Source organism: Bradyrhizobium sp. USDA 4503 (assembly GCF_054055815.1).
Genome location: NZ_JBSRXS010000001.1, coordinates 1,922,462 through 1,945,211 on the forward strand (window position 1 = coordinate 1,922,462; position 22,750 = coordinate 1,945,211).

General features: G+C 63.9%; 22 protein-coding genes and 1 tRNA gene. 9 read left to right on the forward strand and 14 right to left on the reverse strand.

Features of this window, described 5'->3' with window-relative positions; genetic code table 11:
- Positions 1 to 12: 12 nt before the first annotated feature.
- From era to rpoZ, 7 genes are all read right to left on the reverse strand, one after another.
- Positions 13 to 936, reverse strand: coding sequence for a GTPase Era (gene era, locus ACVMIH_RS09445; protein ID WP_057020751.1), 924 nt, complete (start codon positions 934 to 936; stop codon positions 13 to 15).
- Entirely contained in the window at positions 929 to 1,750 is an 822-nt protein-coding gene (gene rnc / locus ACVMIH_RS09450) for a ribonuclease III (RefSeq protein WP_057020752.1), read from the reverse strand. The genes era and rnc overlap by 8 nt, the downstream gene beginning before the upstream one ends.
- Entirely contained in the window at positions 1,747 to 2,508 is a 762-nt protein-coding gene (gene lepB, locus ACVMIH_RS09455) for a signal peptidase I (RefSeq protein ID WP_028333840.1), read from the reverse strand. Before lepB ends, rnc begins: the two co-directional genes overlap by 4 nt.
- Positions 2,509 to 2,791: 283 nt before the next feature.
- Entirely contained in the window at positions 2,792 to 3,208 is a 417-nt protein-coding gene (gene acpS, locus ACVMIH_RS09460) for a holo-ACP synthase (protein WP_021078359.1), read from the reverse strand.
- On the reverse strand, positions 3,205 to 3,978 hold the full coding sequence (locus ACVMIH_RS09465; RefSeq protein WP_057020753.1) for a pyridoxine 5'-phosphate synthase: 774 nt from the start codon (positions 3,976 to 3,978) through the stop codon (positions 3,205 to 3,207). The genes acpS and ACVMIH_RS09465 overlap by 4 nt, the downstream gene beginning before the upstream one ends.
- 101 nt (positions 3,979 to 4,079) lie before the next feature.
- Positions 4,080 to 6,371 carry a RelA/SpoT family protein gene (locus ACVMIH_RS09470; RefSeq protein ID WP_057020754.1) on the reverse strand — a complete coding sequence of 764 codons (2,292 nt, stop codon included), beginning with the start codon at positions 6,369 to 6,371 and terminating at the stop codon, positions 4,080 to 4,082.
- A 210-nt stretch (positions 6,372 to 6,581) separates the two neighbouring features.
- Entirely contained in the window at positions 6,582 to 6,974 is a 393-nt protein-coding gene (rpoZ, locus tag ACVMIH_RS09475; RefSeq protein WP_016844003.1) for a DNA-directed RNA polymerase subunit omega, read from the reverse strand.
- A 361-nt stretch (positions 6,975 to 7,335) separates the two neighbouring features.
- Here rpoZ and ACVMIH_RS09480 point away from each other — a divergent pair, with 361 nt between their 5' ends.
- Both ACVMIH_RS09480 and ACVMIH_RS09485 read left to right on the forward strand, forming a co-directional pair.
- Positions 7,336 to 7,968: a LabA-like NYN domain-containing protein gene (locus ACVMIH_RS09480; RefSeq protein ID WP_016844002.1), complete on the forward strand. Its 633-nt coding sequence runs from the start codon at positions 7,336 to 7,338 to the stop codon at positions 7,966 to 7,968.
- On the forward strand, positions 7,949 to 8,608 hold the full coding sequence (locus tag ACVMIH_RS09485) for a uracil-DNA glycosylase (protein WP_057020755.1): 660 nt from the start codon (positions 7,949 to 7,951) through the stop codon (positions 8,606 to 8,608). The genes ACVMIH_RS09480 and ACVMIH_RS09485 overlap by 20 nt, the downstream gene beginning before the upstream one ends.
- Positions 8,609 to 8,832: 224 nt before the next feature.
- Here ACVMIH_RS09485 and ACVMIH_RS09490 read toward each other — a convergent pair whose 3' ends face one another.
- From ACVMIH_RS09490 to dapA, 4 genes are all read right to left on the reverse strand, one after another.
- Positions 8,833 to 9,414 carry a peroxiredoxin gene (locus ACVMIH_RS09490; protein WP_057020756.1) on the reverse strand — a complete coding sequence of 194 codons (582 nt, stop codon included), beginning with the start codon at positions 9,412 to 9,414 and terminating at the stop codon, positions 8,833 to 8,835.
- Positions 9,415 to 9,527: 113 nt separating this feature from the next.
- Complete coding sequence (smpB, locus tag ACVMIH_RS09495) at positions 9,528 to 10,001, reverse strand: SsrA-binding protein SmpB (protein WP_057020757.1); 474 nt, start codon at positions 9,999 to 10,001, stop codon at positions 9,528 to 9,530.
- Between the two features lies 1 nt (position 10,002).
- A complete protein-coding gene (gene mscL / locus ACVMIH_RS09500) occupies positions 10,003 to 10,419 on the reverse strand; it encodes a large conductance mechanosensitive channel protein MscL (protein ID WP_057020874.1) in 417 nt (138 codons plus the stop codon).
- 56 nt (positions 10,420 to 10,475) lie between these two features.
- The gene (gene dapA, locus ACVMIH_RS09505; RefSeq protein WP_057020758.1) at positions 10,476 to 11,366 is read right to left on the reverse strand and encodes a 4-hydroxy-tetrahydrodipicolinate synthase; all 891 of its coding nucleotides are present in this window, start codon (positions 11,364 to 11,366) and stop codon (positions 10,476 to 10,478) included.
- 331 nt (positions 11,367 to 11,697) lie between these two features.
- Here dapA and ACVMIH_RS09510 point away from each other — a divergent pair, with 331 nt between their 5' ends.
- Positions 11,698 to 14,184 (forward strand): transglycosylase SLT domain-containing protein, encoded by a 2,487-nt coding sequence (locus tag ACVMIH_RS09510; protein WP_456866413.1) that lies wholly within the window; start codon positions 11,698 to 11,700, stop codon positions 14,182 to 14,184.
- Positions 14,185 to 14,423: 239 nt separating this feature from the next.
- Positions 14,424 to 14,517, forward strand: a tRNA-Ser gene (locus ACVMIH_RS09515).
- Positions 14,518 to 14,758: 241 nt separating this feature from the next.
- Here ACVMIH_RS09515 and ACVMIH_RS09520 read toward each other — a convergent pair.
- Complete coding sequence (locus tag ACVMIH_RS09520) at positions 14,759 to 15,067, reverse strand: hypothetical protein (RefSeq protein ID WP_210262909.1); 309 nt, start codon at positions 15,065 to 15,067, stop codon at positions 14,759 to 14,761.
- 1,454 nt (positions 15,068 to 16,521) lie between these two features.
- On the opposite strand from ACVMIH_RS09520, the gene ACVMIH_RS09525 reads away from it, so the two are divergent.
- Together ACVMIH_RS09525 and ACVMIH_RS09530 are read left to right on the forward strand one after the other, a co-directional pair.
- Entirely contained in the window at positions 16,522 to 16,992 is a 471-nt protein-coding gene (locus tag ACVMIH_RS09525) for a hypothetical protein (protein ID WP_456861496.1), read from the forward strand.
- A gap of 163 nt (positions 16,993 to 17,155) precedes the next feature.
- The gene (locus tag ACVMIH_RS09530; RefSeq protein WP_057020761.1) at positions 17,156 to 17,437 is read left to right on the forward strand and encodes a hypothetical protein; all 282 of its coding nucleotides are present in this window, start codon (positions 17,156 to 17,158) and stop codon (positions 17,435 to 17,437) included.
- A gap of 423 nt (positions 17,438 to 17,860) precedes the next feature.
- Here the strand turns inward: ACVMIH_RS09530 and ACVMIH_RS09535 are convergent, their stop codons facing one another.
- Entirely contained in the window at positions 17,861 to 18,769 is a 909-nt protein-coding gene (locus tag ACVMIH_RS09535) for a DMT family transporter (RefSeq protein WP_456785092.1), read from the reverse strand.
- A gap of 96 nt (positions 18,770 to 18,865) precedes the next feature.
- Here ACVMIH_RS09535 and ACVMIH_RS09540 point away from each other — a divergent pair, with 96 nt between their 5' ends.
- On the forward strand, positions 18,866 to 19,654 hold the full coding sequence (locus ACVMIH_RS09540) for an AraC family transcriptional regulator (RefSeq protein WP_456785093.1): 789 nt from the start codon (positions 18,866 to 18,868) through the stop codon (positions 19,652 to 19,654).
- 213 nt (positions 19,655 to 19,867) lie between these two features.
- Here ACVMIH_RS09540 and gcvA read toward each other — a convergent pair whose 3' ends face one another.
- Positions 19,868 to 20,767 carry a transcriptional regulator GcvA gene (gene gcvA / locus ACVMIH_RS09545; protein ID WP_057020764.1) on the reverse strand — a complete coding sequence of 300 codons (900 nt, stop codon included), beginning with the start codon at positions 20,765 to 20,767 and terminating at the stop codon, positions 19,868 to 19,870.
- A gap of 187 nt (positions 20,768 to 20,954) precedes the next feature.
- Between gcvA and ACVMIH_RS09550 the strand changes: the two genes are divergently transcribed.
- Both ACVMIH_RS09550 and ACVMIH_RS09555 read left to right on the forward strand, forming a co-directional pair.
- Positions 20,955 to 21,461, forward strand: a complete 507-nt coding sequence (locus ACVMIH_RS09550) for a PaaI family thioesterase (protein ID WP_082654056.1) — start codon at positions 20,955 to 20,957, stop codon at positions 21,459 to 21,461.
- Positions 21,458 to 22,717 (forward strand): MFS transporter, encoded by a 1,260-nt coding sequence (locus ACVMIH_RS09555; protein WP_456861498.1) that lies wholly within the window; start codon positions 21,458 to 21,460, stop codon positions 22,715 to 22,717. Before ACVMIH_RS09550 ends, ACVMIH_RS09555 begins: the two co-directional genes overlap by 4 nt.
- Positions 22,718 to 22,750 lie beyond the last annotated feature (33 nt).

The following is a 22,750-nucleotide window of genomic DNA, read 5'->3' on the forward strand; positions in this document are numbered from 1 at the left end:
AAGCGTCGACTCTTATTCCTTGGGGAATTCCAGTCCCATTTCCTTGTAGCGGTCGGGATCGTCACCCCAGTTCTCGCGCACCTTGACGAACAGGAACAGATGCACGGGGACGCCCATGATCTCGGCGATCTCGGCACGCGCCTGCGCGCCGATCGACTTGATGGTGGCGCCGCCCTTGCCGAGCACGATCTTGCGCTGGCTCTCGCGCTCGACAAAAATCGTCTGCTCGATGCGGATCGACTTGTCCTTGCGGTCGGTCCAGCTGTCGGTCTCGACCGTCGACTGGTACGGCAGTTCCTGATGCAGATGGCTGTAGATCTTCTCGCGCGTGATCTCGGCCGCCAGATGCCGCATCGGCGCATCCGACATCTGGTCCTCGGGATAGAGGAACGGCCCCGCCGGTACCAGCTTGGCGAGCGTCTGGCGCAAATCGGCAACGCCGTCGCCGGATAGCGCCGAAATCATGAAGGTGTGCTCGAAGCGCATCCGCTCGTTGGCGGCCTGCGCCAGCGCCAGCAGCTTCTCGCGCTGCACGAGATCGACCTTGTTCAGCACCAGGATCTTCGGATGCGCGACGGTTTCGAGCTTGGTCAGGATCGCGTTGGCCTCTTCGTCGAGGCCCGACTTCGCATCGAGCAGCACGCAGACGAGATCGGCGTCGTGCGCGCCGCTCCAGGCGGTCGACACCATGGCGCGGTCAAGCCGGCGCCGCGGCGCGAAGATGCCGGGCGTGTCGACCAGGATGATCTGCGCGTTGCCTTCGATCACGATGCCGCGGATCAGCGCGCGCGTGGTCTGCACCTTGCGCGAGACGATCGTGACCTTGGAGCCCACCAGCGCGTTGACCAGCGTCGACTTGCCGACATTGGGCGCACCGATCAGCGCGACGAAGCCACAGCGCGTCGCGTCCCCTTGCCCTTTGGCCTCGTCAGTCATTGGTGCCGACGCCTTCGCGCTCGATCATCGCGGATGCCGCCGCCTTCTCGGCCGCGCGCTTGTTGCCACCGAGGCCCTCGGCGGAGGCCAGGCCCGGCAGGTCGACCGCAACGCGGAATTGTGGATCGTGATGCGGGCCGGTGCGTTCGACCTCGCGATAGACCGGCGTCGGCAGCCCCTTGCCCTGTGCCCATTCCTGCAACACGGTCTTGGGATCGCGCAGCGGCCGGCGCAGCTTGTGCATCCGTTCGGTCCAGTTGCGCTCGACGAACTGGCGCGCGGCCTCGTAGCCGCCGTCGAGAAAGATCGCCCCGATCACCGCTTCGCAGATATCGCCGAGCACGGACTTGCGCAGCCGGGCGCCCTCGACCGCCTTCACCATGCCGAGCTTGATGTCCTCGAGCAGCCCGAGCGCCTTGGCGACGTCGGCGCAACTCTCCTTGCGCACGAGGTCGGCGAGCCGCTTCGACAATTCGCCCTCGTCGGCCTTGGGGAACGACCGGAACAGCATGTCCGACACGATCAGCCCGAGCACGTGGTCGCCGAGGAACTCCAGCCGCTGGTAGCTGTCGGCGCGGTTGCGGGTGGCGGGCTTCAGCGCGGAGACGTGGGTGAACGCGGTGGTCAGCAGCGCGGGATCCTGGAACGTGTACCCGATCCGCGCCTCGGTGCCGGCGATCGCGGCCTTCTCCTCAGCGGCCTTGGCCGCCTTGCTGCGCCGCTTCTTCGGCGCGGCTGTGCCGTCGGCGGCAGGCGTCTGGCTCGGCTCGCCGGTCGGCGCTGGATCGTTGATGGATGCGGTATCGTCGTTCATCGCACGATAGAGAATAGGCGATTCCACCGCACGGCAAGCGGCCAGCGCCAGATCATCCAGGCCTGCTCGCCCTCGGCGATCGAGAAGAAGATCATCTGGGCTCGCCCGATGATGTTCTCGAACGGCACGTAGCCGACCTGCGACAGGAAGCGGCTGTCGGTGGAGTTGTCGCGGTTGTCGCCCATCATGAAGAAATGCCCGGGCGGAACGGTGTAGACGATGGTGTTGTCCATGTAGCTGTTGTCGGTGCAGTCCAGCGTCTCATAGCTGACGCCGTTCGGCAGCGTCTCCTTCCAGCGCTTGACGCGGGCGGTCGCATCCGCCGAGCCGCAGGGATCCTCGCCGACGAAATCGCTCAGCCGCTCCCGCTTGATCGGCTCATCGTTGATGTAGAGCAGCCCGCTCTTCACCTCGATGCGGTCGCCGGGCAGCCCGATGACGCGCTTGATGTAGTCGGTGGAGTCATCCCGCGGCAGCCGAAACACCACGATGTCACCGCGGTTCGGCTCCGAACCGAAGATGCGGCCCGAGAAAATGTTCGGCGAGAACGGGATCGAATAGTGGCTGTAGCCATAGGAATATTTCGAGACGAACAGGTAGTCGCCGACCAGGAGCGTCGCCTTCATCGACCCGGAGGGGATGTTGAACGGCTGGAACAGGAAGGTGCGGATGACGAGCGCGATCAGAAGAGCATGGATGACGACGCGGATGGTCTCGCCCAAGCCGCTTTCAGATTTGGTCCCGGTGGTCACGCTCATTGCTTTCCCAATTCCCGTGGACTGATGTCCACGCGGTGGCAGAACGTTCTCTTCGCGCGAAGCGTTCGGCCTTCGCGTGAGGAAAATGGCCTTGATTCTGATCTTGAGGGCAAATTCCGGCCTAAACCCGGAATCAGCGTCTCGCTCGATATAACCCTGCGGCGTTTTAGACGGTTGTTCGCAGGGGCGCAATCAATCGCCGCCTCAAAACTTCGCAATTCATTGAAATATCAATGATTTTTTAGTTTGCTGAAGTTTTCCGGCAGAATCCGGCACCGCGGGATCATCTGGCGGGGGCAACCGCCGAAATTATGACGAAGGCCTGGGCCAACGGCCAATCGTCGGTGATCGAAAGGTCGATCTGCGCCTGCATGCCCTCGGGCGTCAGTTCCTGCAGCCGGGCCAGCGCCCCGCCGGTCAGCCGCATCGACGGCCGCCCGCCCGGCAGGTTCACGACGCCCATGTCCTTCCACCACACCCCGCGCCGGATACCGGTGCCGAGCGCCTTGGAGCAAGCTTCCTTGGCGGCAAAGCGCTTGGCGTAGGTTGCGACCACCATCTTCTCGTTGTTGGCACGGCGCATCGCCTTGGCGCGCTCGGCGTCGGTGAAGATGCGATCGAGGAATCGCTCGCCATGGCGCTCGATCACCTTGGCCACCCGGGTGATGTCGATCAGGTCGGAGCCGATGCCGATGATCATGCGCTGACGCCACCCTGCGCCCTGGCGCGGCCGCGGTCCATCGCCGCACGCATCTCACGCACCGTCCCGGCGATGCCGACGAACAGTGCCTCGCCCATCATGAAATAACCGATGTTCAACTCCCGGATTTCGGGCAGCGCGGAAATCGTCTCCGCGGTGTCATAGTCGAGCCCGTGGCCGGCATGGACCTCGAGCCCGGCCGCCTGCGCCAGCCTGGCACCGGCGACGATGCGCTTCCATTCGGCCTCCGCCTTGTCCTGGTGGCCGTCGACCACAGCGTCGCACCAGCCGCCGGTGTGGATCTCGATCACGGGCGCCTTCAGCTTCGCGGCCATCTCGATCTGCCTGGGATCGGCGGCAATGAACAGCGAGACGCGGATGCCGGCGTCACCCAGCCGCGCGATGAACGGCGCCAGTGCGTTGTGCTGGCCGACCACGTCGAGGCCGCCTTCGGTGGTGAGCTCCTGGCGCCGTTCCGGCACCAGGCAAACCGCGTGCGGCTTGGTGGCGAGCGAGATCCGCAGCATGTCGTCGGTCGCCGCCATCTCGAAATTCAGCGGCTTGGAGATCTCGGCCTTGAGCCGCGCCATGTCCTCATCGCGGATGTGGCGGCGATCCTCGCGCAAATGCGCGGTGATGCCGTCGGCGCCGGCCGCGATCGCGGCAAGCGCCAGCCGCACCGGATCGGGCCGCGCTCCGCCCCGGGCGTTGCGCAGGGTGGCGACGTGATCAACATTGATACCGAGACGCAGCGGCGGAGTTTTGGACATCTCTTTGACCTGCAATCTAGCCCGTCATGCGCGGGCTTGACCCGCGCATCCATCCTTTTGGAAAGATGGATTGCCGGGTCAAGCCCGGCAACGACGAGACGTTACCCATTGACGCGCTCGACCCGAGCGACGACGGCCTTGGCGCGCAACTGGGCGATGATAGCGCTGAGATGCTTGAGGTCATAGACCTCAAGATCGATGGTCAGCTCCGTGAAATCGGGCGATTGGCGCGACATGTGGATGTTGTCGATATTGCCGTCGTGCTCGGCGATCACGGTCGCGATCTGGGCGAGGCTGCCGGGCTCGTTGACATTGTGGACCAGGATACGGGCCGGGAAGCGCTGCGGCATGGTCTCGTCGATATCCCAGCGCACGTCGAGCCAGCGCTCCGGCTCCTCCTCGAAATCTTTCAGCGCCGGCGACTGGATCGGATAGATCGTGATCCCCTCGCCCGGCGTGACGATGCCGACGATCCGGTCGCCCGGCACCGCACCGCCGTTCGGCGCGAACTTCACCGGCAGGTCGGAATTGATGCCGCGCACCGGGATCACCGAGGTGGCGCGCGCCGGATGCGGCGGGTTCTGCGTCTTCAGCTTGGCGGCGAGACCCTTCTTGGCACCGTAGCGCACCAGCCGCTCTTCCTTGTAATCGGGATACATCGCGCGCGCGACGTCGGAGGCCTTGATCTCGCCGCGCCCGACCGAGGCCATCACGTCCTCGATCGAGCCGCGCGCGAGCCGCGGCAACGCGCCCTTCAGCTTGTCGTCGGCGTATTCGATCTTGGCACGGGCAAACAGGCGGTCGACGATGCGGCGGCCGAGGCCGGCATACTGGTCGCGCACCGCGTCGCGGGTGGCACGGCGGATCGCAGCCCGCGCCTTGCCGGTGCGGGCGAGCGCCTCCCAGGCCGACGGCGGCGCCGACTGTGCCTTCGAGGTCAGCACCTCGACCTCGTCGCCGTTCTGCAGCTCGGAGGACAGCGGCGCGAACTTGCCGTTGATCTTGCAGCCGACCGCGCTGTTGCCGACACCGGTGTGAACGGCATAGGCGAAATCGATCACGTTGGCGTTGCGCGGCAGCGCGATCAGCTTGCCCTTCGGCGTGAAGCAGAACACCTGGTCGTGGAACAGCTCGAGCTTGGTGTGCTCGAGGAATTCTTCCGGATTGGCGCTTTCCGAGAGAATGCCGATGGTGTGGCGCAGCCAGGCGAAGGCGTTGGACTCGTGCTTCAGCCGCTCGTGCGGCGAGCCCGCGCCTTCCTTGTAGAAGGCATGCGCGGCGATACCGAACTCGGCGATCTGGTTCATGTCCTCGGTGCGGATCTGCAGCTCGACGCGCTGCTTGCCCGGCCCGATCACCGTGGTGTGGATCGAGCGGTAGTCGTTCTGCTTCGGGGTCGAGATGTAGTCCTTGAAGCGGCCCGGCACCACCGGCCAGGTGGTGTGGACGATGCCGAGCGCGCGGTAGCAGGCGCCGACATCGTCGAGGATGATGCGGAAGCCGTAGATATCGGACAGCTGCTCGAAGCCGACCGACTTGCGCTCCATCTTGGTCCAGATCGAAAACGGCTGCTTGCGGCGGCCGAATACCCGCGCGGTGATGCCGTTCTTCTGCAGGTTCTTGGAGAGCTGGGTTTCGATCTCGCCGATCAAATTGCGGTTGCGCTCGGCCAGCGAGTCGAGCCGCTGCTTGACCACCGCATAGGCCTCTGGATCGAGCACGAAGAACGAAAGGTCCTCGAGTTCCTCGCGCATCTCGTGCATACCCATGCGACCGGCCAGCGGCGCATAGATATCCAGCGTCTCCTCGGCGATGCGCCGGCGCGAGGCCGGCGGCACGAATTCCAGCGTGCGCATGTTGTGCAGCCGGTCGGCGAGCTTGATCAGCAGCACGCGGACGTCGTCGGCGATCGCAAGCAGCAGCTTGCGCAAATTCTCGGCCTGCTTGGCCTCGCGCGACACCAGTTCCAGCCGCTTCAGCTTGGTCAGGCCTTCGACCAGCGCGCCGATCTCGTGGCCGAACACATTGTCGATCTCGGCCCGCGTCGCCTCGGTATCCTCGATCGTGTCGTGCAGCAGCGCCGCCACGATCGTGGCGTCGTCGAGCTTGAGGTTGGTGAGGATCGCGGCGACCTCGAGCGGATGCGAGAAATAGGGATCGCCGGAAGCACGGGTCTGCGTGCCGTGCGCCTTCATGGCGTAGACATAGGCGCGGTTGAGCAGGTCTTCGTTGGTGTCGGGGTTGTAGGAGCGGACGCGCTCGACAAGGTCATATTGTCGCATCATTCGCGTCCGCGGCTTGGCCGGCCTCTCCGCCGTGGACGACGTCGGCGCCACCGCGACCGTTTCGGTTGCAGCCTGCATCTGGATGGAACTGCGGCGTCGATACGCCATGAACTCGCTGCCTCTCGCGCGGGACCGGAACGTCCCACCTTTCCTCAATCTAGTGCGCTTTCCAATGAAGCAGCACCCCGCGCGGGCCCCGGAACCATTCAATTTCCCGCGTCCGCATAGGACGCACCGTAACAGCAAAATTGTCAACAAAAGCAAAGGCCCGGAGCAATGTCCGGGCCTTCGGCAAATCTGTTCGAAACGACGGCGAGCTTACTCGTCTTCCTCGGGCTGCTCCTCCGGGGGCGCCAGTCCCTCGAGGCCCTTCAGCAGCTCTTCCTCGGTCATCCGCTCGACCGCCACCTCGGTGTCGTCGGCGTCGACGCTGGCACCGGCGGAACCGATCAGCGGCACGGTGTCGGGCTCGGGCTCGTCGACCTCGACGAACTTCTGCAGGGAGTGCACGAGTTCCTCTTTCAGGTCTTCCGGCGAGATCGTCGAATCGGCAATCTCGCGCAGCGAGACGACCGGATTCTTGTCGTTGTCGCGATCAACCGTGAGTTGCGACCCCGAGGAGATCATCCGGGCGCGATGCGCGGCCAACAGGACGAGGTCGAAACGATTGTCGACCTTGTCAATGCAATCTTCGACGGTGACGCGAGCCATCTCGAGGCGCTCCGTGGTAAAAGGGACCGAACATGTAGGTTATGAGGGTTAGTTATAGGGCTAGCCCCCGTTTCGCAAGGTAAAATTTGTGATTTGCCTTCCGAACAGGCTCTGATAACCCGGTCTGACGGGGGCCAGAAGGGCCGGAGCGTCTGACGACATGGCTAGGTTGCTGTCCCAGGCGAGTAAATCTCTTCATTGCAATGTCAAAGGTCTAGGCTTTTTGCCCTCGCCTCACCATAATTGCGGTGGTGACTGTCGTGGGGAAAGATTCACAGAACTTTAGGCAGCAACGCCGGAAATTGCGCGCGGTCGTTTGCCGCTGCGCTAAGAACACTAACAACCACGCGAGAACACTTTGATGTCGTCACCTGTTTCCAACAAGATCGCGCTCTTCATCGACGGAGCGAATCTTTACGCCACCGCGAAGACGCTGGGCTTCGACATCGACTACAAGCGCCTCCTCAAGGAATTCCAGAGTCGCGGCACCCTGCTCCGTGCGTTCTACTACACGGCGATCATCGAGGATCAGGAGTATTCGTCGATCCGCCCGTTGATCGATTGGCTCGATTACAACGGCTACACCGTGGTCACCAAGGCGACCAAGGAATTCATCGACGCCAGCGGCCGCCGCAAGGTGAAGGGCAACATGGACATCGAGCTCGCCGTCGATGCCATGGAACTCGCCGAGCACATCGACCAGATGATTCTGTTTTCCGGCGACGGCGACTTCCGATCGCTGGTGGAGGCCGTGCAGCGCCGCGGCGTTCGCGTCACGGTCATCTCCACCATCGCCAGCCAGCCGCCGATGATCGCCGACGAGCTGCGCCGGCAGGCCGACGTCTTCACCGACCTCGTCGAGCTGCAATCCAAGCTCGGCCGCGATCCGTCGGAACGTCCGGCCCCGCGCGAACCGCGTCACCACTCCCCGCAATTCCTGCAGCGCGCGACCACCATGGCCCCACGGGGAGCCGATGACGATTTCGACGAGTAATCTCGTCGCTGCTGCTACGCGCCCCGACAGCAACTGTCAGCTTTGTGTCAGGCTGGCCGACTTCCGCGCGCAGGCGCGCGCACTGCATCCGGACTGGTTCAACTCGCCGGTGGAATCGTTCGGCGATCCGAATGCGCGGTTGTTGATCGTGGGCCTCGCGCCGGGCATGCAGGGCGCCAACCGCACCGGCCGTCCCTTCACCGGCGACTACGCCGGTGATCTGCTCTACGCGACCTTGCTCGAATATGGTTTTGCAAGCGGCGTCTATCAGGCGCGGCCGGACGACGGCCTGAAGCTGGTCGACGCCCGGATCAGCAATGCGGTGCGCTGCGTGCCGCCGCAGAACAAGCCGCTGCCGGCCGAGATCAACACCTGCCGGCAATTCCTCCGCGCCACTATCGCCACGATGCCGAAGCTGCGCGCGATCGTGATGCTCGGACGAATCGCCCACGAATCGACTCTCAAGGCACTGGATGTTCGCTTGGCGGCCGCGCCCTTTGTGCACGGTGCCGTGCATAGCGCGGGCAAATTCAAGCTCTACGACAGCTACCACTGCTCGCGCTACAACACGAACACCGGCGTGTTGACGACCGATATGTTCCGAAAGGTGTTCGCGACCGTGCGCAAGGAACTCGGCTAGCGCCCCTTCCGGTATCCGCTTTGCGAACCGCTATCCAAAGCATGCAAAATGCTGCAGGACGCTCGCGCGACTTCGGAATAATAGAAAATACCCCTGAATTGCCCGACGTGTCAAGTTGCCTGGGTGAACGCCGGCCGCCGCCGGCTACTTTGCATGGGGTTGTTCTCGATATTTCGGCAGCGCCCCCTGCAACGACCCCGTGACTTCATATTGCTCTAGTCTAGCTAGTCCGACCGCGGATTGGCCTTCAGCCATTCCAGCACATCTCCGGCGTTCCGGTCGGGCGGGAACACCGGATAGAACACATGCGTGATGCGCGCGTCGTCGATCACCAGCGCGAGCCGCTTGATCAGCGTCAGGCCCGCCACCGACATCGTCGGCAACTTCAACGTGTGCGTCAGTTCCAGCGCTTCGTCGGACAGCACCGGGAACGGCAGATGCAGGCGCGACGCCATCTCGGTCTGGTAAGCGTTGCTTTGCGTCGACAGCCCGAACACCTGGGCGGCACCGGCCGCCTTCAGCTCGGCGAACAGATCACGGAATGCGCAGGTCTGCGGGGTGCAGCCGCGGGCGCCGGGGATCATATCCCAATCGTCGACCAGCCCGATCTTGCCGGGCTCGCCGGTTCGCGGATAGGCGAACGCCACGGTGCGGCCCTTGAGCGCCGACAGCGCCACTGCGGTGTCGTCGGTGGCACGCAGCCTGACCGGCGGGATCGTCATGCCGACGAGGTGCGTCGCGCCGCCGTCGTCGCTCGGTGCCGGAATCTTGCTCCAGTCGACGTCAGTAAGGCTCGATTGGCTCATGACCCAAATCTCCCTCGGTCGTCATTGCGAGCGAAGCGAAGCAATCCATAGAGACGCGCACTGGACAGATGGATTGCTTCGTCGCTTCGCTCCTCGCAATGACGACTTGAACGCTATCCCCGCGCCCGCATCAGGCGGCCTTTCTCGCGGCTCCAGTCGCGCTTCTTCTCGGTCTCGCGCTTGTCGTGCAGCTTCTTGCCCTTGGCGACCGCAAGCAGCAGTTTGGCACGGCCGCGCTCGTTGAAATACAGCTTCAGCGGAATGAGCGTCATGCCCTCGCGGTCGACCGCGCCGAGCAGCTTGTTGATCTGCTTGCGATGCAGCAGCAGCTTCCGCGGCCGCTTCGGCTCGTGGTTGAAGCGGTTGGCCTGCAGATATTCAGGAATATTGGCGTTGATCAGCCAGATCTCGCCGTTCTTGGAATCCGCATAGGATTCCGCGATCGTGCTCTTGCCGCTGCGGATTGATTTCACTTCGGTGCCGGTCAGCGAAATGCCGGCCTCGATCGTGTCCTCGATTGCGTAGTTGAAGCGGGCCTTTCGGTTTTCGGCAACAACCTTGATCGGGCGTTCGTTCTTCTCGGCCACTTTAGCTCTTCTTGAGGAGGTCGCGGATTTCCGTCAGTAGCACGACTTCGTCGGACGGCTTCGGCGGTTCGGCGGGCTTGGCCTCATCCTTGCGTTTGAACTGATTCATGAAGCGGACGACCATGAACAGCACGAAAGCGACGATCAGGAAATTGAGCGTCAGCGTCAGGAAGCTGCCCCAGGCCAGCACCGCGCCCTGCTTCTTGGCGTCGGCGAGGTTGGTCGCGTTCACGGCCTTGGAAAGCCCGGTGAAATAGTTGGAGAAGTCGAGTCCGCCCGTGATCGCGCCGATGATCGGCATGATGATGTCGCCGACCAGCGAGGTGACGATCGCGCCGAAGGCTGCACCGATGATGACGGCGACGGCGAGGTCGACGACATTGCCCTTCATGGCGAATTCGCGGAATTCCTTCAGCATGCCCATCCCCTTCTCGACGTTGCGCACGGCACTGTTCACAGCGGTCGCGGTCCGGCTCAATTGATCAGGCCGGCATGGACCATGGCGCTGCGGACCGCCTGGCGGGTCGCTTCGGTGACCGGCACCATCGGCAGGCGCAGCTTCTCGTCGAGCTTGCCGAGCAGCGACATCGCGTACTTCACCGGCGCCGGATTGCTCTCGATGAACAGGTTGGTGTGCAACGGCATCAGCTTGTCATGGATCTTCAGTGCCGTGGTGACGTCGCCCTTCTGCCAGGCGGCCTGGAACTCCGAGCACAGCCGCGGCGCGACGTTCGAGGTCACCGAGATGCAGCCATGGCCGCCATGGGCCATGTAGCCGATGATGGTGGCGTCCTCGCCGGAGAGCTGGTTGAAATCCTCGCCCATCGCCGCGCGCTGTTGCGAGACCCGCACCATGCTCGCGGTGGCGTCCTTGACGCCGGCGATGTTCTTCAGCTCGAACAGCCGCTTCATGGTGTCGACCGACATGTCGATCACCGAGCGCGGCGGGATGTTGTAGATGATAATCGGAATGCCGATCGCATCGTTGATCGCCTTGAAGTGCTGATACATGCCTTCCTGCGTCGGCTTGTTGTAGTACGGCGTCACGACCAGCACCGCGGTGGCGCCGGCCTTCTCGGCGTGCTCGGCGAGCTCGATCGCCTCCTTGGTCGAATTCGAGCCGGCGCCGGCGATCACGGGCACCCGGCCCTTGGCCTCCTCGATGCACCACTCGACCACCCGCTTGTGCTCGTCGTGGCTCAGCGTCGGGCTCTCGCCGGTGGTGCCGACCGGCACCAGGCCGTGGGTGCCCTCGGCGATCTGCCAGTTCACAAGGCCGCGGAAGGCGGCTTCGTCCACCGAGCCGTTTTTGAACGGCGTCACCAAGGCAGTGAATGATCCCCGGAATTTTGTCTTGGCTGCCATGGACTTCCTCCAAACGCTTCAGGCTAAAGGCTAGGTCGACGGACCTTTGTTGTTGGCGCGCTTCACGTCCGTGCGACCGGCACCCGGTTGTTGCGAAACGCCATGAAAGGCAATTCATATCGGGTCTGGCGGACAGGCGAAAGGGCCGTACCGTACCTATTCCCAGCGGTAATCTGCGGCGCGCGAAATCGTTTCCAGCCGCGATTTTGCCGTTGTGCTGGCGCAAACAGCCGCACCGGCAGGCTTCTTAGTATTTTGTGTACGTTTTCAATCAAATAAGAACCCATGGCCCAAACGACCAGATGATTCGGGGCCGCAGAGGACTTCTGTGATCCGTTCCGTTCGTGCAGGCACATTGCGGTCGACGGCGCTGGCGACGAGCCTGGCGCTCGTTGTCGGCCTTGCCGCCATCACGGCCGATGCCTGGGCCGCCGAGGATGCTCCAACCGCGAAGCCGGCTGCCCAAGACGCGGCTTCCAAGGGCGCCGCCTCCAAGACCACGCCGAAGTCCACGGCTCCGAAGGCGGCGGCTTCAAAGCCAGCGGCAATCAAACCCGGCGCCGCCAAGACTGACGCTGCCAAGACCAACGCTGAAAAGACTGACACTCACAAGACCGAGGCTCACAAGACAACGTCGTCCAAGTCCGGCGCGGTCAAGACAGACGGAGCCAAGGCCGCTCCCGCCAAGACCGAAGCTCACAAGGCAACGGCTCCGAAGCCCACGGAATCCAAGGGCACCACGTCCAAGACCAACACATCCAAGACCACCGCGGACAAGCCCGCCGCTCCGGTTGCAACGGGAACTGTATCGAACAGGTCGGTGCCCGCGCCCGCACTGGTTCCGGCAACCCGCCAGCATGCCGCGCCGATCGCGCGCAAGCCGGTGCTGCCTGCGGCCGTGGCCGCGACATCCTCGACGTCGCAGTCGGACAAGGAAGCGCTTGCAAGCGTCGTCGAGCTGCTGCGCAAGCGCAAGCCGGCGGACGCCACCGAGGCCGAGGCCTCGATCTCAGATCCGGTCGCGCGCAAGCTTGCCGAATGGCTGATCCTGCGCAGCGAGGACAACGGCGCCTCGGTCGAGCGCTACCGCGCCTTCCTCGATGCCAATCCGAGCTGGCCGTCGCAGACCTTCCTGCGTCGCCGCATCGAGGCTTCGCTGTGGGACGACCACCGCGACGACTCCGCGGTCTGGGCCTGGTTCCAGAATGAATCGCCGGTCTCGGCCAAGGGCCGGCTCGCGCTCGCCAAGGTGATGATCGGACGCGGCGACCGCGGCAATGCCGAGCGCCTGGTCCGCGAGGCCTGGCGCAACGACGGGATGAGCGAGGACACCGAAAACACCGCGCTTGAGCTGTTCGGCTCCTTCCTGACTGCCGGCGACCACAAGGCACGCATGGACACCATGCTGTACGGCACCGACAACGAGGCCGCCGGCATGCGCGAAGCCAAGCGCCTTGGCTCCGGCTACGTGGCGCTCGCGAAAGCACGCATCGCCGCCACCCGCAAGGGTTCGAACCTGCGCGCGCTGCTGGAAGCCGTGCCGAGCGAACTCTCCGGCGACACCGGCTACTTGTTCGCCAGGATCCAGTTGCTCCGCCGCGAGGAGAAATTCTCCGAGGCCGCGCGGCTGATGCTGAGCGCACCGAAGGAAGCTTCCCGCCTCTACAATGTCGACGAATGGTGGATCGAGCGCCGGCTGCTGGCGCGCAAGATGATCGACACCAACGAGTTTCGTACCGCCTATCTGATCGCGCGCGACGCGGCGCTGCCGGCCCGCGACATCTACAAGACCGAGCAGGAATTCACCTCGGGCTGGATCGCGCTGCGCTTCCTCAACGATCCCGCCCTCGCCGCCCAGCATTTCGCGCGGATCGGCGTCGGCAGCGCCAATCCGACCGCGCTGGCGCGTGCCGGCTATTGGCAGGGCCGCGCCGCCGAGGCCGCCGGCCGCGGCCAGGAGGCGCGCGCCGCCTACGGACGCGCGGCCGAGCAGTCCACCAGCTATTACGGCCAGCTCGCGCGTGCCAAGCTCGGCCTGCCGCAGATCGAGCTGAACAGCGCGCCGCGCGGCCGCGGCGCCGAGCGGCTGGAGATCGTGCGCGCGGTGGCGCTGCTCTACGAAATCGACGCGCGCGAGCTCGCGATCCCGATCTTCGGCGACATGGGCGACAATGGCGATCCGGAAGCCCTTGCCGGCCTCGGCGAGCTCACCGCGCGCCACGGCGATGCCCGCGGCATGCTGCTGATGGGCAAGGCCGCGCTCAACCGCGGACTGCCGTTCGACCATTACGCCTATCCGGTCAACGGCATCCCCTCGTTCCGCCAGGTCGGGCCGGAGGTCGAGCAAAGCGTCGTCTACGCGATCGCGCGCCAGGAGAGCGCGTTCAATCCTGCGGTGGTGTCGCCGGCCCAGGCCTACGGCCTGATGCAGGTGACGCCGGACGCCGGACGTTACGTCTGCAAGCGCGCCGGCATCGGCTTCGACCTCAACCGGATGAAGACCGATCCGGTCTACAACGCGATGCTCGGCGCCGCCGAGCTCGGCGGCCTGCTCGAGGACTATCGCGGCTCCTACATCCTGACCTTCGCCGCCTACAATGCCGGCCGCGGCAGCGTGCGGAAGTGGATCGAGCGCTATGGCGATCCGCGCGATCCCAAGGTCGACGCGGTCGACTGGGTCGAGCTGATTCCGTTCTCGGAGACGCGGAACTACGTCCAGCGGATCATGGAAAACCTGCAGGTCTATCGCGCCCGGTTCGGCGGCGGCACCAAATTGCAGATCGAGGCCGATTTGCGACGCGGCGCCAGCGTGGAATGAGCCGGCGCAACGGGTTTTCAACAGGCTGGGCGACCGCAGCTTCCAGCCTCGACCAAAGATCCAGCTAATCTATTGTTATATCTTGCATTTTAAGCAACCGCGCGCTCCGATACGAGCCGATCGGCGCGGTTTATAAAGGCTTGGGGACGGCCGGCGGCCGAGCTGCCCTCAAATCACCTTGGCGCAATCTGAATCTGCCGCTTGCGGCTCAGCGCCCTCTCGGGCATATCGGCGCCATTGGAGACGTGGCCGAGTGGCTGAAGGCGGCGGTTTGCTAAACCGTTATAGGCTTGTAAAGGCCTATCGAGGGTTCGAATCCCTCCGTCTCCGCCAGCCAACTATTTGTCCAGCCCGGAGACATGGGTAACAGGTCGTACCTAAGACATGGGTGACAACCTCGTGCGACAGCATGGTCAAATTCATCTCTCAGAATCGCGCCGATTTTCCGAAACTTGAGACGGCGATCAGTTCGACCGTTACTGCAAATATGACCAAGGCTGGATAAAGAAACGCCGCCGGGACAATGCCATTTCGAGCCCGGCGGCGTACTTTTGGCGTGCTGCACGGCGCTCCCTTAAAGTTCAATCTCGATTGCCATGTTCGCGCGCACAAGAGTGGTCAAGCCCGCTTTCAATCTCTTCGCTTGCCAGGTCTGGAAAGCTGGATCGGCGTTCAGCTTGTCAACCGCCGCGCCATAAGCCGAAAACGTCTCAAAATTTACTGAGAAAACGAAATTGCCGGCTTCACCGACGGCGACAGACCAGAACCTTGGTTTGCCACCATGCTTGCGCCAAAGCGCGGCACTCTCCTTTGCCAATTCGAGTATTCCTGCGAGGTCACCGCCTGGATTCGGCTTGACCACGTACTGCACGACTACTGCCATGCTACCCTCCATTGAAATTACAGGAGGAGCGCATGCGAGGCTGTTTTTCGGTCGTGGGGTTTGATCTAGGTCAAGCAATCCAGCGACGCGACATGGGTACTTAGCTGCCCCGGCGCGAACCGCGATGGCATAGTGCCTGCACTCTGGACCGTGCTGGGGATTTCAGTGTCCCAGTTCAGGAAGGAAACGCCGCCGGGCGTGTATTTTTGAGACCGGCGGCGTACTTTTTGGGGATTCGATCAGATCCAGTCGGTTGCCCAGCCGGGCAGACGATCCGGAAGCGGCCTATCGAGCAGGCCAGCGAACAACACGGCGAGCGCCGCACCTTTGATGGCGCCTTCGCCGTTGCTCCATCCGAAATGGGGGACCGCCGAGGCAATCGCCCACATCCAAAACGGTATTGGCGTGCGACCGCTGACTGTGACTTCGAAAGTATTTTCCAGTTCTCTTGTTCGCCCGGTATTGTCCATAAGCCGCAGAAAAAGCAGCCCTTTACTCGCTCTTGAGCGGCGGTCCTAAGAGGGTCGTCCTGGAGGAATGCCGGCATCGGCCCCTGGCCTGGACCGGTTGTCACCTCCGCGTGAATGAAACATCATTCCCGGCTCCGCGAAGCGAGCACGCAACAAACCGCGCCCACCATCCCCGCATTGTTTATTTCACCTGAACATTTCCGGGGTAAAGCCATGCAGCAAGACAGTGGCATCCACTTCCAGGATACCGACCAGGTTCTGCGTAACGCCCAGCTTCGCCGATCCGCCGACTTGGGTCCCTGGTTACGGCAGCGCTTCTCATCCAAGGCAGGCAGGCTCGTGGTCGCAACTTCGCTGGCTTGCATGGTTGTTGTGCTGGCGATCGCTGCTGCCCCGCGGCCGGTCTCGAGCGCTGCGCTTGGCAGCGAGTGGCAATGTAGCAAGGCAGCGTTTGTCCTGACGACCTGCCGTCAAGCCGACCCCGCCCGTTCATAGCAAGCAGCCGCATTGGGGACGTACGGTAGCGACGTCAATTGGCTCTGGTGAAACCATTTGTCCGGCGACTCCGTAACTGGAGCGCCGGCCTATTTCTTCCATTTTGGCACTACGGGCCGGCTGGGGCCGTTCGGTCTTTCCCAGTCACGAACGGCCCCACTTTTAGGCCCATCCATGAACCGCGTCAGCTTTCCCTCGGCTTGATTATTTGGCATCAAATGATCAAGGCGCCCGCGCGAAGAATCCGTCGGCCGGTCGAGCTCGAGCTGAAGGCGAAGAAATAGATGGATGGCCCAAGTCGCGGTCTCAGGTCAGCGATCTGTTTCGCGCTGGTTCTCCTTCTGCCTGCTGCGCAGACGCCGCCGACGCTGCATTCGCGGGACGAGTGGCGTGTGGTTGACAAGGAATGCCGCGACGTCTTGCCTGCGCAGGCAAAGATACGGGCGTGTCTCAACCTGCTAAGCGATCGACGCCTCTCGACCGCTTATCTTGCGTCGATCACGCGGCGAAATATCGAGCACCTTCCAAGGCTTGCGGGACTACGGCAACGCAATCAAGTACAAGAAGATCGAAATTGAACGTACCTCGGCGAGGCAACCTTCTTCGTCGGGTGACGCACTTCCTGCCAGTCTCGGTGCGATGTCTCTGCGTTACACGGAGCTCGGGACACTCCAGGCGCTCAATCGCCAAACCAATTTCGGCAGTCAGTCGGATGAAGCACGCCGAGGCGCCACTGAGGAGCAAAACAGCTACAACCTTGCGCTTCAGTACAACCCGATGAACTACAGGGCATATCGATACCGGGCTGAAATTCGCAGCCAATTCTGCGACAGCGCGTCCGCCGCTCAAGACATGGAAGCAGCGGTCAGGTTTGCCGAACAGGCAGGAGATCAGGACGCCGCGCGAGACTACAAGCGCGTCACGCTAGGTGCTTGCGTTCCGGCGTGGCGGCGAGAATAGTCCGAGCCATCAGACTGTCGCCAGCCGGCGGCACACGCCGCGCCGCACCGCCCCGACAGTATTCTTACGGACCCCCAACTGGCAGGGAACTTGCGATGTATCCGTGAATAGTTCGGCGCCAGCTGTTCTCGGTGTGCCGAACTCAGACATTCGGAGCACGCAAATGAACATGCATCATCGTTTTGAGACAGCTGGCGGACGTGGCGGACGCGAGTCGACGGTCAGCAAGATGCTGTCCGATCTCGTCCTGGCCTGCCGGCAGATCGAAGCCGACATCGCGACCGAAGAAGCGCGCGTGGGAATTTATGACCGATCGGACGCGAGGTATCCGATTTTGGCAAGGTCGCTCAATGAGCGGCACGCCAATCTCAAGGGAACGATTGCCACGCTCGAAAAGCGCGTCGCCGAGAGATCTCAGCACAAGCTGGTGACCGACGCAGCATAGCTCGGTCTTTGACCAGCTCCTTGCACGCGGGCAGAGCGATCGATGCGATGAAGCATCAGTGCGGCGGCGACGACGTCAGCCGCTGCCGCGGGTGGATGGATCGAGGTTTCGGTTCTCGCCGGGCGGGATCGGGCCAAAGCCCGGATATACGTACCGGTCCGGAGACACGACCTGTTCACTTGGACGGATGATGAGGTGCTGTCGCCCGCGACGATGATGCGCCTTTGCGGCGTCAGCATCCGCACTCCACAGGACCACAAGGGGCAACGTCAGGGCTAAGGCAACAGGCAAGCAAACACGCAAGGCAACACGCATCACGATCACTCCGTTTCACCGAATAGGTGATCGCCGAGCGTAGCGCTGTATTCTGCCCTGGCTTCTCACATGCGATCAAAACAGCGAGATCGGCGATCCGTCACTTCGTTATCGCGCACCGATCGCGGTCTTTAGCGGCCGCGGCAAGGCCTGCGCGCAGGCGACACCGAGCAGCGCGAGGCCGCCGCCGATGACGTGGAATGGCCTGACCGGCTCGCCGAGCATCACGATCGCGGCCACAGCGGTCAGCACCGGCAAGAGATTCATGAAGATCGCGCAGCGGTTCGGGCCGAGCTGCGCGACGCCGCGGATCCAGAGGAACGGCAGCACCACCGACGCGAGCGCACCGGCATACACGATCAGCGGCAAAGTCTCGGCGTTGACCTGACGCAGCGGCGCCGGCGTCGCGAGGAACGCGGGAAACATCACGGCCAGCGCGCACAGCGCCTGCATGTAGGTGGATTGCCATCCAGTGATCGGCAGATTCCAGCGTTTCAGCAGCACGCCGTACAGCGCATAGGCGATCGCGGCCAGCAGCATCAGCGCGTCGCCCGCATGCACGCCGTTCTGCAACAGCGACGACAAGTCGCCGCCGCTGACGAGGTAGACGAGGCCCGCAAATGACAGCGGTGCGCCCCAGATCATGCCAAGCGTCGGCGGTTCGCCGAGCAGCGCGGCACTGAGGGCGACCGTCAACAGCGGCGTCAGCGCGGTGAAAACCGCCATGTTGGTCGCGGTGGTGGTCTCGGCCGCCAGATACGACAGGCTCTGGAACAGGCACATCGCAAGAAAGCCGAGGATCGCGAGCGGACCAAGATGCGGCCAGAACGCATGCCGATTGCGCCAGGCGCCGCGCGCCACAAACGGAGACATCAAGAGCATCGCGACCAGCAGGCGATAGAAGGTGATCGCCTGCGGACCGATCGTGTGCGCCGAGAGGCGAGAGACGATGACGTTGCCCGCCCACAGCACGATGGCAACGAAGGGATAGAGAAGTGCGACTTTCTGCTTGAACATGACCCGGCAGCGCGTTGGTGAAGGACGCTCCAGCAACTACCTGTCGCGCTAACGTCCGTCTCACGCTAGAATGACCTCACCTAGTGAGATTGGGACATGCGAGATGAAGACGTGTTGGACGAGCTGACCACACGGCACCTCGACTATCACGCCACGGCGCGGCCGATGGCGGCGATGGAGATCGACTATCCGAGCGGCGCGTCGACCGGCCTGCACGCGCATCCGCGCGGCCAGCTGCTCTATGCGATCGAAGGCGTGATGGTCGTGCGCTGCGCTGAAGGCACCTGGGTGGTGCCGCCCAACCGGGCGGTGTGGTTGGTGGCCGATCTCGCGCACGAGGTCCGGATGTGCGGCGCGGTCAAGATCCGCACCGTGTTCGTGGACGCCGACGCGGCTCCCGATCTGCCGGGGGCCAGCTGCGTGTTCGCGGTCTCGCCGCTGCTGCGCGAATTGTTCGTCGCCGCGATGCGCGTCCCGCTGGACTATGCGCCCGCGACCTCCGATGAGCGCCTGATGCGCGTGCTGCTCGACCAGCTGCGCGAAGTCGATGTGCTGCCGCTGCACTTGCCGATGCCGCGCGACGAAAGGCTCGCGCGGATCTGCGCCGCGCTGGTGGCCCACCCGGACGATGGCTCCACGGCGGAGCAATGGGCGCGCCGGCTGAAGCTGACGTCGAAGACCATCCATCGTCTGTTCGCCAGGGAAACCGGCATGACGTTCGGCGAATGGCGTCAGCAGGCCCGCCTGCTGTTCGCGCTCGAACGCCTCGCGCGCGGCGCCCGCGTGATCGATGTCGCGCTCGATGCCGGCTATGCCAGCCAGAGCGCCTTCAGCGCGATGTTCCGCAAGCATTTTGGCCTGCCGCCCAACGCGTTCTATCGGTAAGCCGTCCACTGCCGCTGTGCTCCCTCTGCCCGTTCTTACGGGAAGAGGGTTGGGGTGAGGGCTGCATCCGCAAAATAACTTCGAGTTAGACTCGCGGAGATTCCCCCTCACCCGGATCACATTGCGCTTCGCTCCATGCGATCCGGCCTCTCCCCGCACACGGGGCGAGGTGAAGCAGAGTCCGTTGCTCGACCTGGCATAATCTCGTCGCGTTTAGTGCTCCGCCGCCGACTGAGCCTCCGGTCCCAGGATCCATTCCCTGAACGCCGCGATCTTCGGAAGCGACTGCCGGTTGTCGGGACAGACGAGATAGTAGGCGAACTCCTCCAGATGCGCAGTCTCGAGCAGCTGGACCAGTTCACCGCTCGCGATCTCATTTGCCACCATCGCGGCCGGCAGCAGGCCCGCGCCTTGCCCTGTCAGCACGGCCTTCAGCAGAAGGCCGCTGTCATCGAACGAGGGTCCGCGCGGCGTGCGAACCTCCGCGATGCCGTTGGCCTGAAACCACAGGCTCCAGCCCTTGCGATCGGCGTCATGCACCTGCGGCCAGCCCGCGAGTTCGCCCGGAGATGCCGGCCGGCCAAGTCGCTCAACCAGCGACGGCGATGCCACCGCCACCATCTCCACGGTGACGACGCGGTCGCTGCGCAGCCCCGGATAGCGGCCAAGGCCGTGGCGCACCGCGACGTCCACGCCGCTGCGCGAGAAATCGACCACTGTGTTGCTGGTGACGATCTGCAGATCGATCTCGGGATGCGCATCCTGGAACGAGGCCATGCGGGGCACCAGCCAGGCCGACGCAAAGAACGGCGTGACGCTCACCGTGAGCGTACCGACATCGACCGATGCCGCGACGCGGCGCGAGGCATCCGCGATCTGGCGAAACGCGTTGCGGATCGACGGCAGATAGTCGCGGCCGGCGTCGGTGAGATAGATGCCGCGCGGAACCCGCTCGAACAGCTTCACGCCGAGATCGGCTTCGAGCGTCTTGAGCATCTGACTGACCGCGCCCGGCGTCACGCATAGCTCCTCGGCCGCGAGCTTCACCGAGAGATGGCGAGCAGCGGATTCAAACGCCTTGAGCGCGTTCAGGGGTGGAAGCCGGCTTTCCATGATTTAGATTTTCTAATCTGAATTGCCCAGCAAATCTGGTTTGCCAACTCGGCGTCCCGGGCGCCTTATCAGCTTAATCCGATGCTGAAAGCCGCGTCAATGCAGAGAAAGTCGAAATCATGGAACTTAGATTTTCTAACCTTCTTTGCCGCTCCCGACGGCTCCGTTTTCTTGATGGAGCCAAGCCATGACTGAGGTCGCAAGCAAGCTCGGCCTCCGCGAGATCGCTGCCGGCGGCCAGACCGGCCCGCTCGTCGAGCGCATCAACGCGTCGCAAGCCGGCAGCCTGCCCGGCCTGCTGGACTTTCAGTGGCTCGAAGCCGGACGCGGCCACATCCGCGGCCGCTTCGAGATTGCCGCAAAACACTTCTCGCCGCACGGGCTGCTGCACGGCGCAAGCATCGTCGCATTGGCCGATACCGCATGCGGGTTCGGCTGCCTCGCGTCGTTGCCGGACGGCGCCATCGGCTTCGCCACCGGAGAGTTGAAGACCAACTTCATCGGCGCCGCGCGCGAAGGCGGCATGAGCTGCGAGGCGCGCCTCGTTCACGCCGGGCGCACCACCCAGGTGTGGGACGCCGAGATCCGCACCGAGGCGACGGGCAAGACCATCGCGCTGTTTCGCTGCACACAGATGCTGCTCTACCCGCCGAGCAAGGCCGGTGGTCATGCGGCACAGGGAGAACGATCATGAGGAATGCCGTCATGCACGCCGGTTATCAACGCGCCAAGCCGTTCTACGGCTGGTACGTCGTCGCAGCAGCCTTCGTCGTGACGCTGATCGGCTTCGGCAGCGCCTACACATTCTCGTCCTTCGTCGAGTCCCTGCAGCGGGAGTTCGGCGCCTCGCGCGGCTCGGTGTCGCTGGTGTTCTCCTTCGCTGGCTTCCTGTATTTCGGCCTGGGGATGATCTCCGGTCCGCTTGCCGATCGCTGGGGCGCACGCGGGCTCGCTGGCCTCGGAATGGCGCTGGTCGGTCTCGGCATGGTGCTGGCGGGACAGGCCCAGACCATCCTCCAAGTCTATGCCGCCTACAGCATCGGGATCGGCGCCGGCGTCGGTTGCGCTTACGTCCCGACCTTGGGCGCGGTGCAACGCTGGTTCGTCAGGCGGCGCGGTTTTGCGTCGGGCCTCGCCGTCAGCGGGATCGGCGTCGGCACACTGGTGATGCCGCCGCTCGCGACCTGGCTGATCACGAGCCTCGGCTGGCGCGATGCCTATGTCGTGCTGGGCGTTGTCGCCGCCGTCGCCGGGATCGGTGCATCGCTGCTGATCGCGGACGATCCGCGCCGGTACGGCACCGGACCGGACGGCGATCCGCTTGAGACGGTTTCGGGCGCGCCGCTCCGCCAGGGCGTCTCGATCCGCGGCGCGGTGAGGACCGCGCGCTTCGCCGGGCTCTATGCCGCCTGCCTGATCAGCGCGTTCGGCGTATTCGTGCCCTTCGTTCACCTCGTGCCCTTTGCAGTCGATCATCGGGTGGCGCCGACGCTTGCCGTGCTGCTGCTCGGGATGATCGGGGTCGGAAGCACGGCCGGCCGGTTCCTCCTCGGCGGCATCGCCGACCGGGTCGGCCGCGATGCATTCCTGGTCGCGATGTATCTCGGCATGGCCGTCTCGCTGGCAATCTGGGCGATCGCCGGCACCTTCTGGTCGCTCACGGCCTTCGCGCTGCTGTTCGGCCTGTTCTATGGCGGCTGGGTCGCGATCCTGCCCGCTGTCGTCACCGACCATTTCGGCGGCCGCAATGTCGGCGGCATCGGCATCCTCTACACCAGCGTCGCGGTTGGCACGCTGCTGGGCCCGAGCGCCGCCGGCTTCGCCTACGACATCAGCCACAGCTACTTCATTCCGGTGGCGATCAGCGCGGCCGCCAACCTCGTCGCCGCCCTCATTGCAATGGCGACCATGCGAACGGCCTCGCCGATCGCCTCGGTTGAGCAGGCGTGAGGCCCTCATGACGGTCGGTGACCCCCGTGCTAC

Bases quoted from the DNA above. Each gene is read 5' to 3' on its own strand.
- ACVMIH_RS09540 (WP_456785093.1), top strand. From the start codon at position 18,866: ATGCGAGATGAAGACGTGTTGGACGAGCTGACCACACGGCACCTCGAC.
- mscL (WP_057020874.1), bottom strand. From the start codon at position 10,419: ATGCTGAAGGAATTCCGCGAATTCGCCATGAAGGGCAATGTCGTCGAC.
- ACVMIH_RS09490 (WP_057020756.1), bottom strand. From the start codon at position 9,414: ATGAGCCAATCGAGCCTTACTGACGTCGACTGGAGCAAGATTCCGGCA.
- acpS (WP_021078359.1), bottom strand. From the start codon at position 3,208: ATGATCATCGGCATCGGCTCCGACCTGATCGACATCACCCGGGTGGCC.
- rpoZ (WP_016844003.1), bottom strand. From the start codon at position 6,974: ATGGCTCGCGTCACCGTCGAAGATTGCATTGACAAGGTCGACAATCGT.
- era (WP_057020751.1), bottom strand. From the start codon at position 936: ATGACTGACGAGGCCAAAGGGCAAGGGGACGCGACGCGCTGTGGCTTC.
- ACVMIH_RS09550 (WP_082654056.1), top strand. From the start codon at position 20,955: ATGACTGAGGTCGCAAGCAAGCTCGGCCTCCGCGAGATCGCTGCCGGC.
- ACVMIH_RS09530 (WP_057020761.1), top strand. From the start codon at position 17,156: ATGAACATGCATCATCGTTTTGAGACAGCTGGCGGACGTGGCGGACGC.
- ACVMIH_RS09470 (WP_057020754.1), bottom strand. From the start codon at position 6,371: ATGGCGTATCGACGCCGCAGTTCCATCCAGATGCAGGCTGCAACCGAA.
- gcvA (WP_057020764.1), bottom strand. From the start codon at position 20,767: ATGGAAAGCCGGCTTCCACCCCTGAACGCGCTCAAGGCGTTTGAATCC.
- ACVMIH_RS09535 (WP_456785092.1), bottom strand. From the start codon at position 18,769: ATGTTCAAGCAGAAAGTCGCACTTCTCTATCCCTTCGTTGCCATCGTG.
- dapA (WP_057020758.1), bottom strand. From the start codon at position 11,366: ATGGCAGCCAAGACAAAATTCCGGGGATCATTCACTGCCTTGGTGACG.
- ACVMIH_RS09555 (WP_456861498.1), top strand. From the start codon at position 21,458: ATGAGGAATGCCGTCATGCACGCCGGTTATCAACGCGCCAAGCCGTTC.
- ACVMIH_RS09465 (WP_057020753.1), bottom strand. From the start codon at position 3,978: ATGTCCAAAACTCCGCCGCTGCGTCTCGGTATCAATGTTGATCACGTC.
- lepB (WP_028333840.1), bottom strand. From the start codon at position 2,508: ATGAGCGTGACCACCGGGACCAAATCTGAAAGCGGCTTGGGCGAGACC.
- ACVMIH_RS09485 (WP_057020755.1), top strand. From the start codon at position 7,949: ATGACGATTTCGACGAGTAATCTCGTCGCTGCTGCTACGCGCCCCGAC.
- ACVMIH_RS09520 (WP_210262909.1), bottom strand. From the start codon at position 15,067: ATGGCAGTAGTCGTGCAGTACGTGGTCAAGCCGAATCCAGGCGGTGAC.
- ACVMIH_RS09480 (WP_016844002.1), top strand. From the start codon at position 7,336: ATGTCGTCACCTGTTTCCAACAAGATCGCGCTCTTCATCGACGGAGCG.
- rnc (WP_057020752.1), bottom strand. From the start codon at position 1,750: ATGAACGACGATACCGCATCCATCAACGATCCAGCGCCGACCGGCGAG.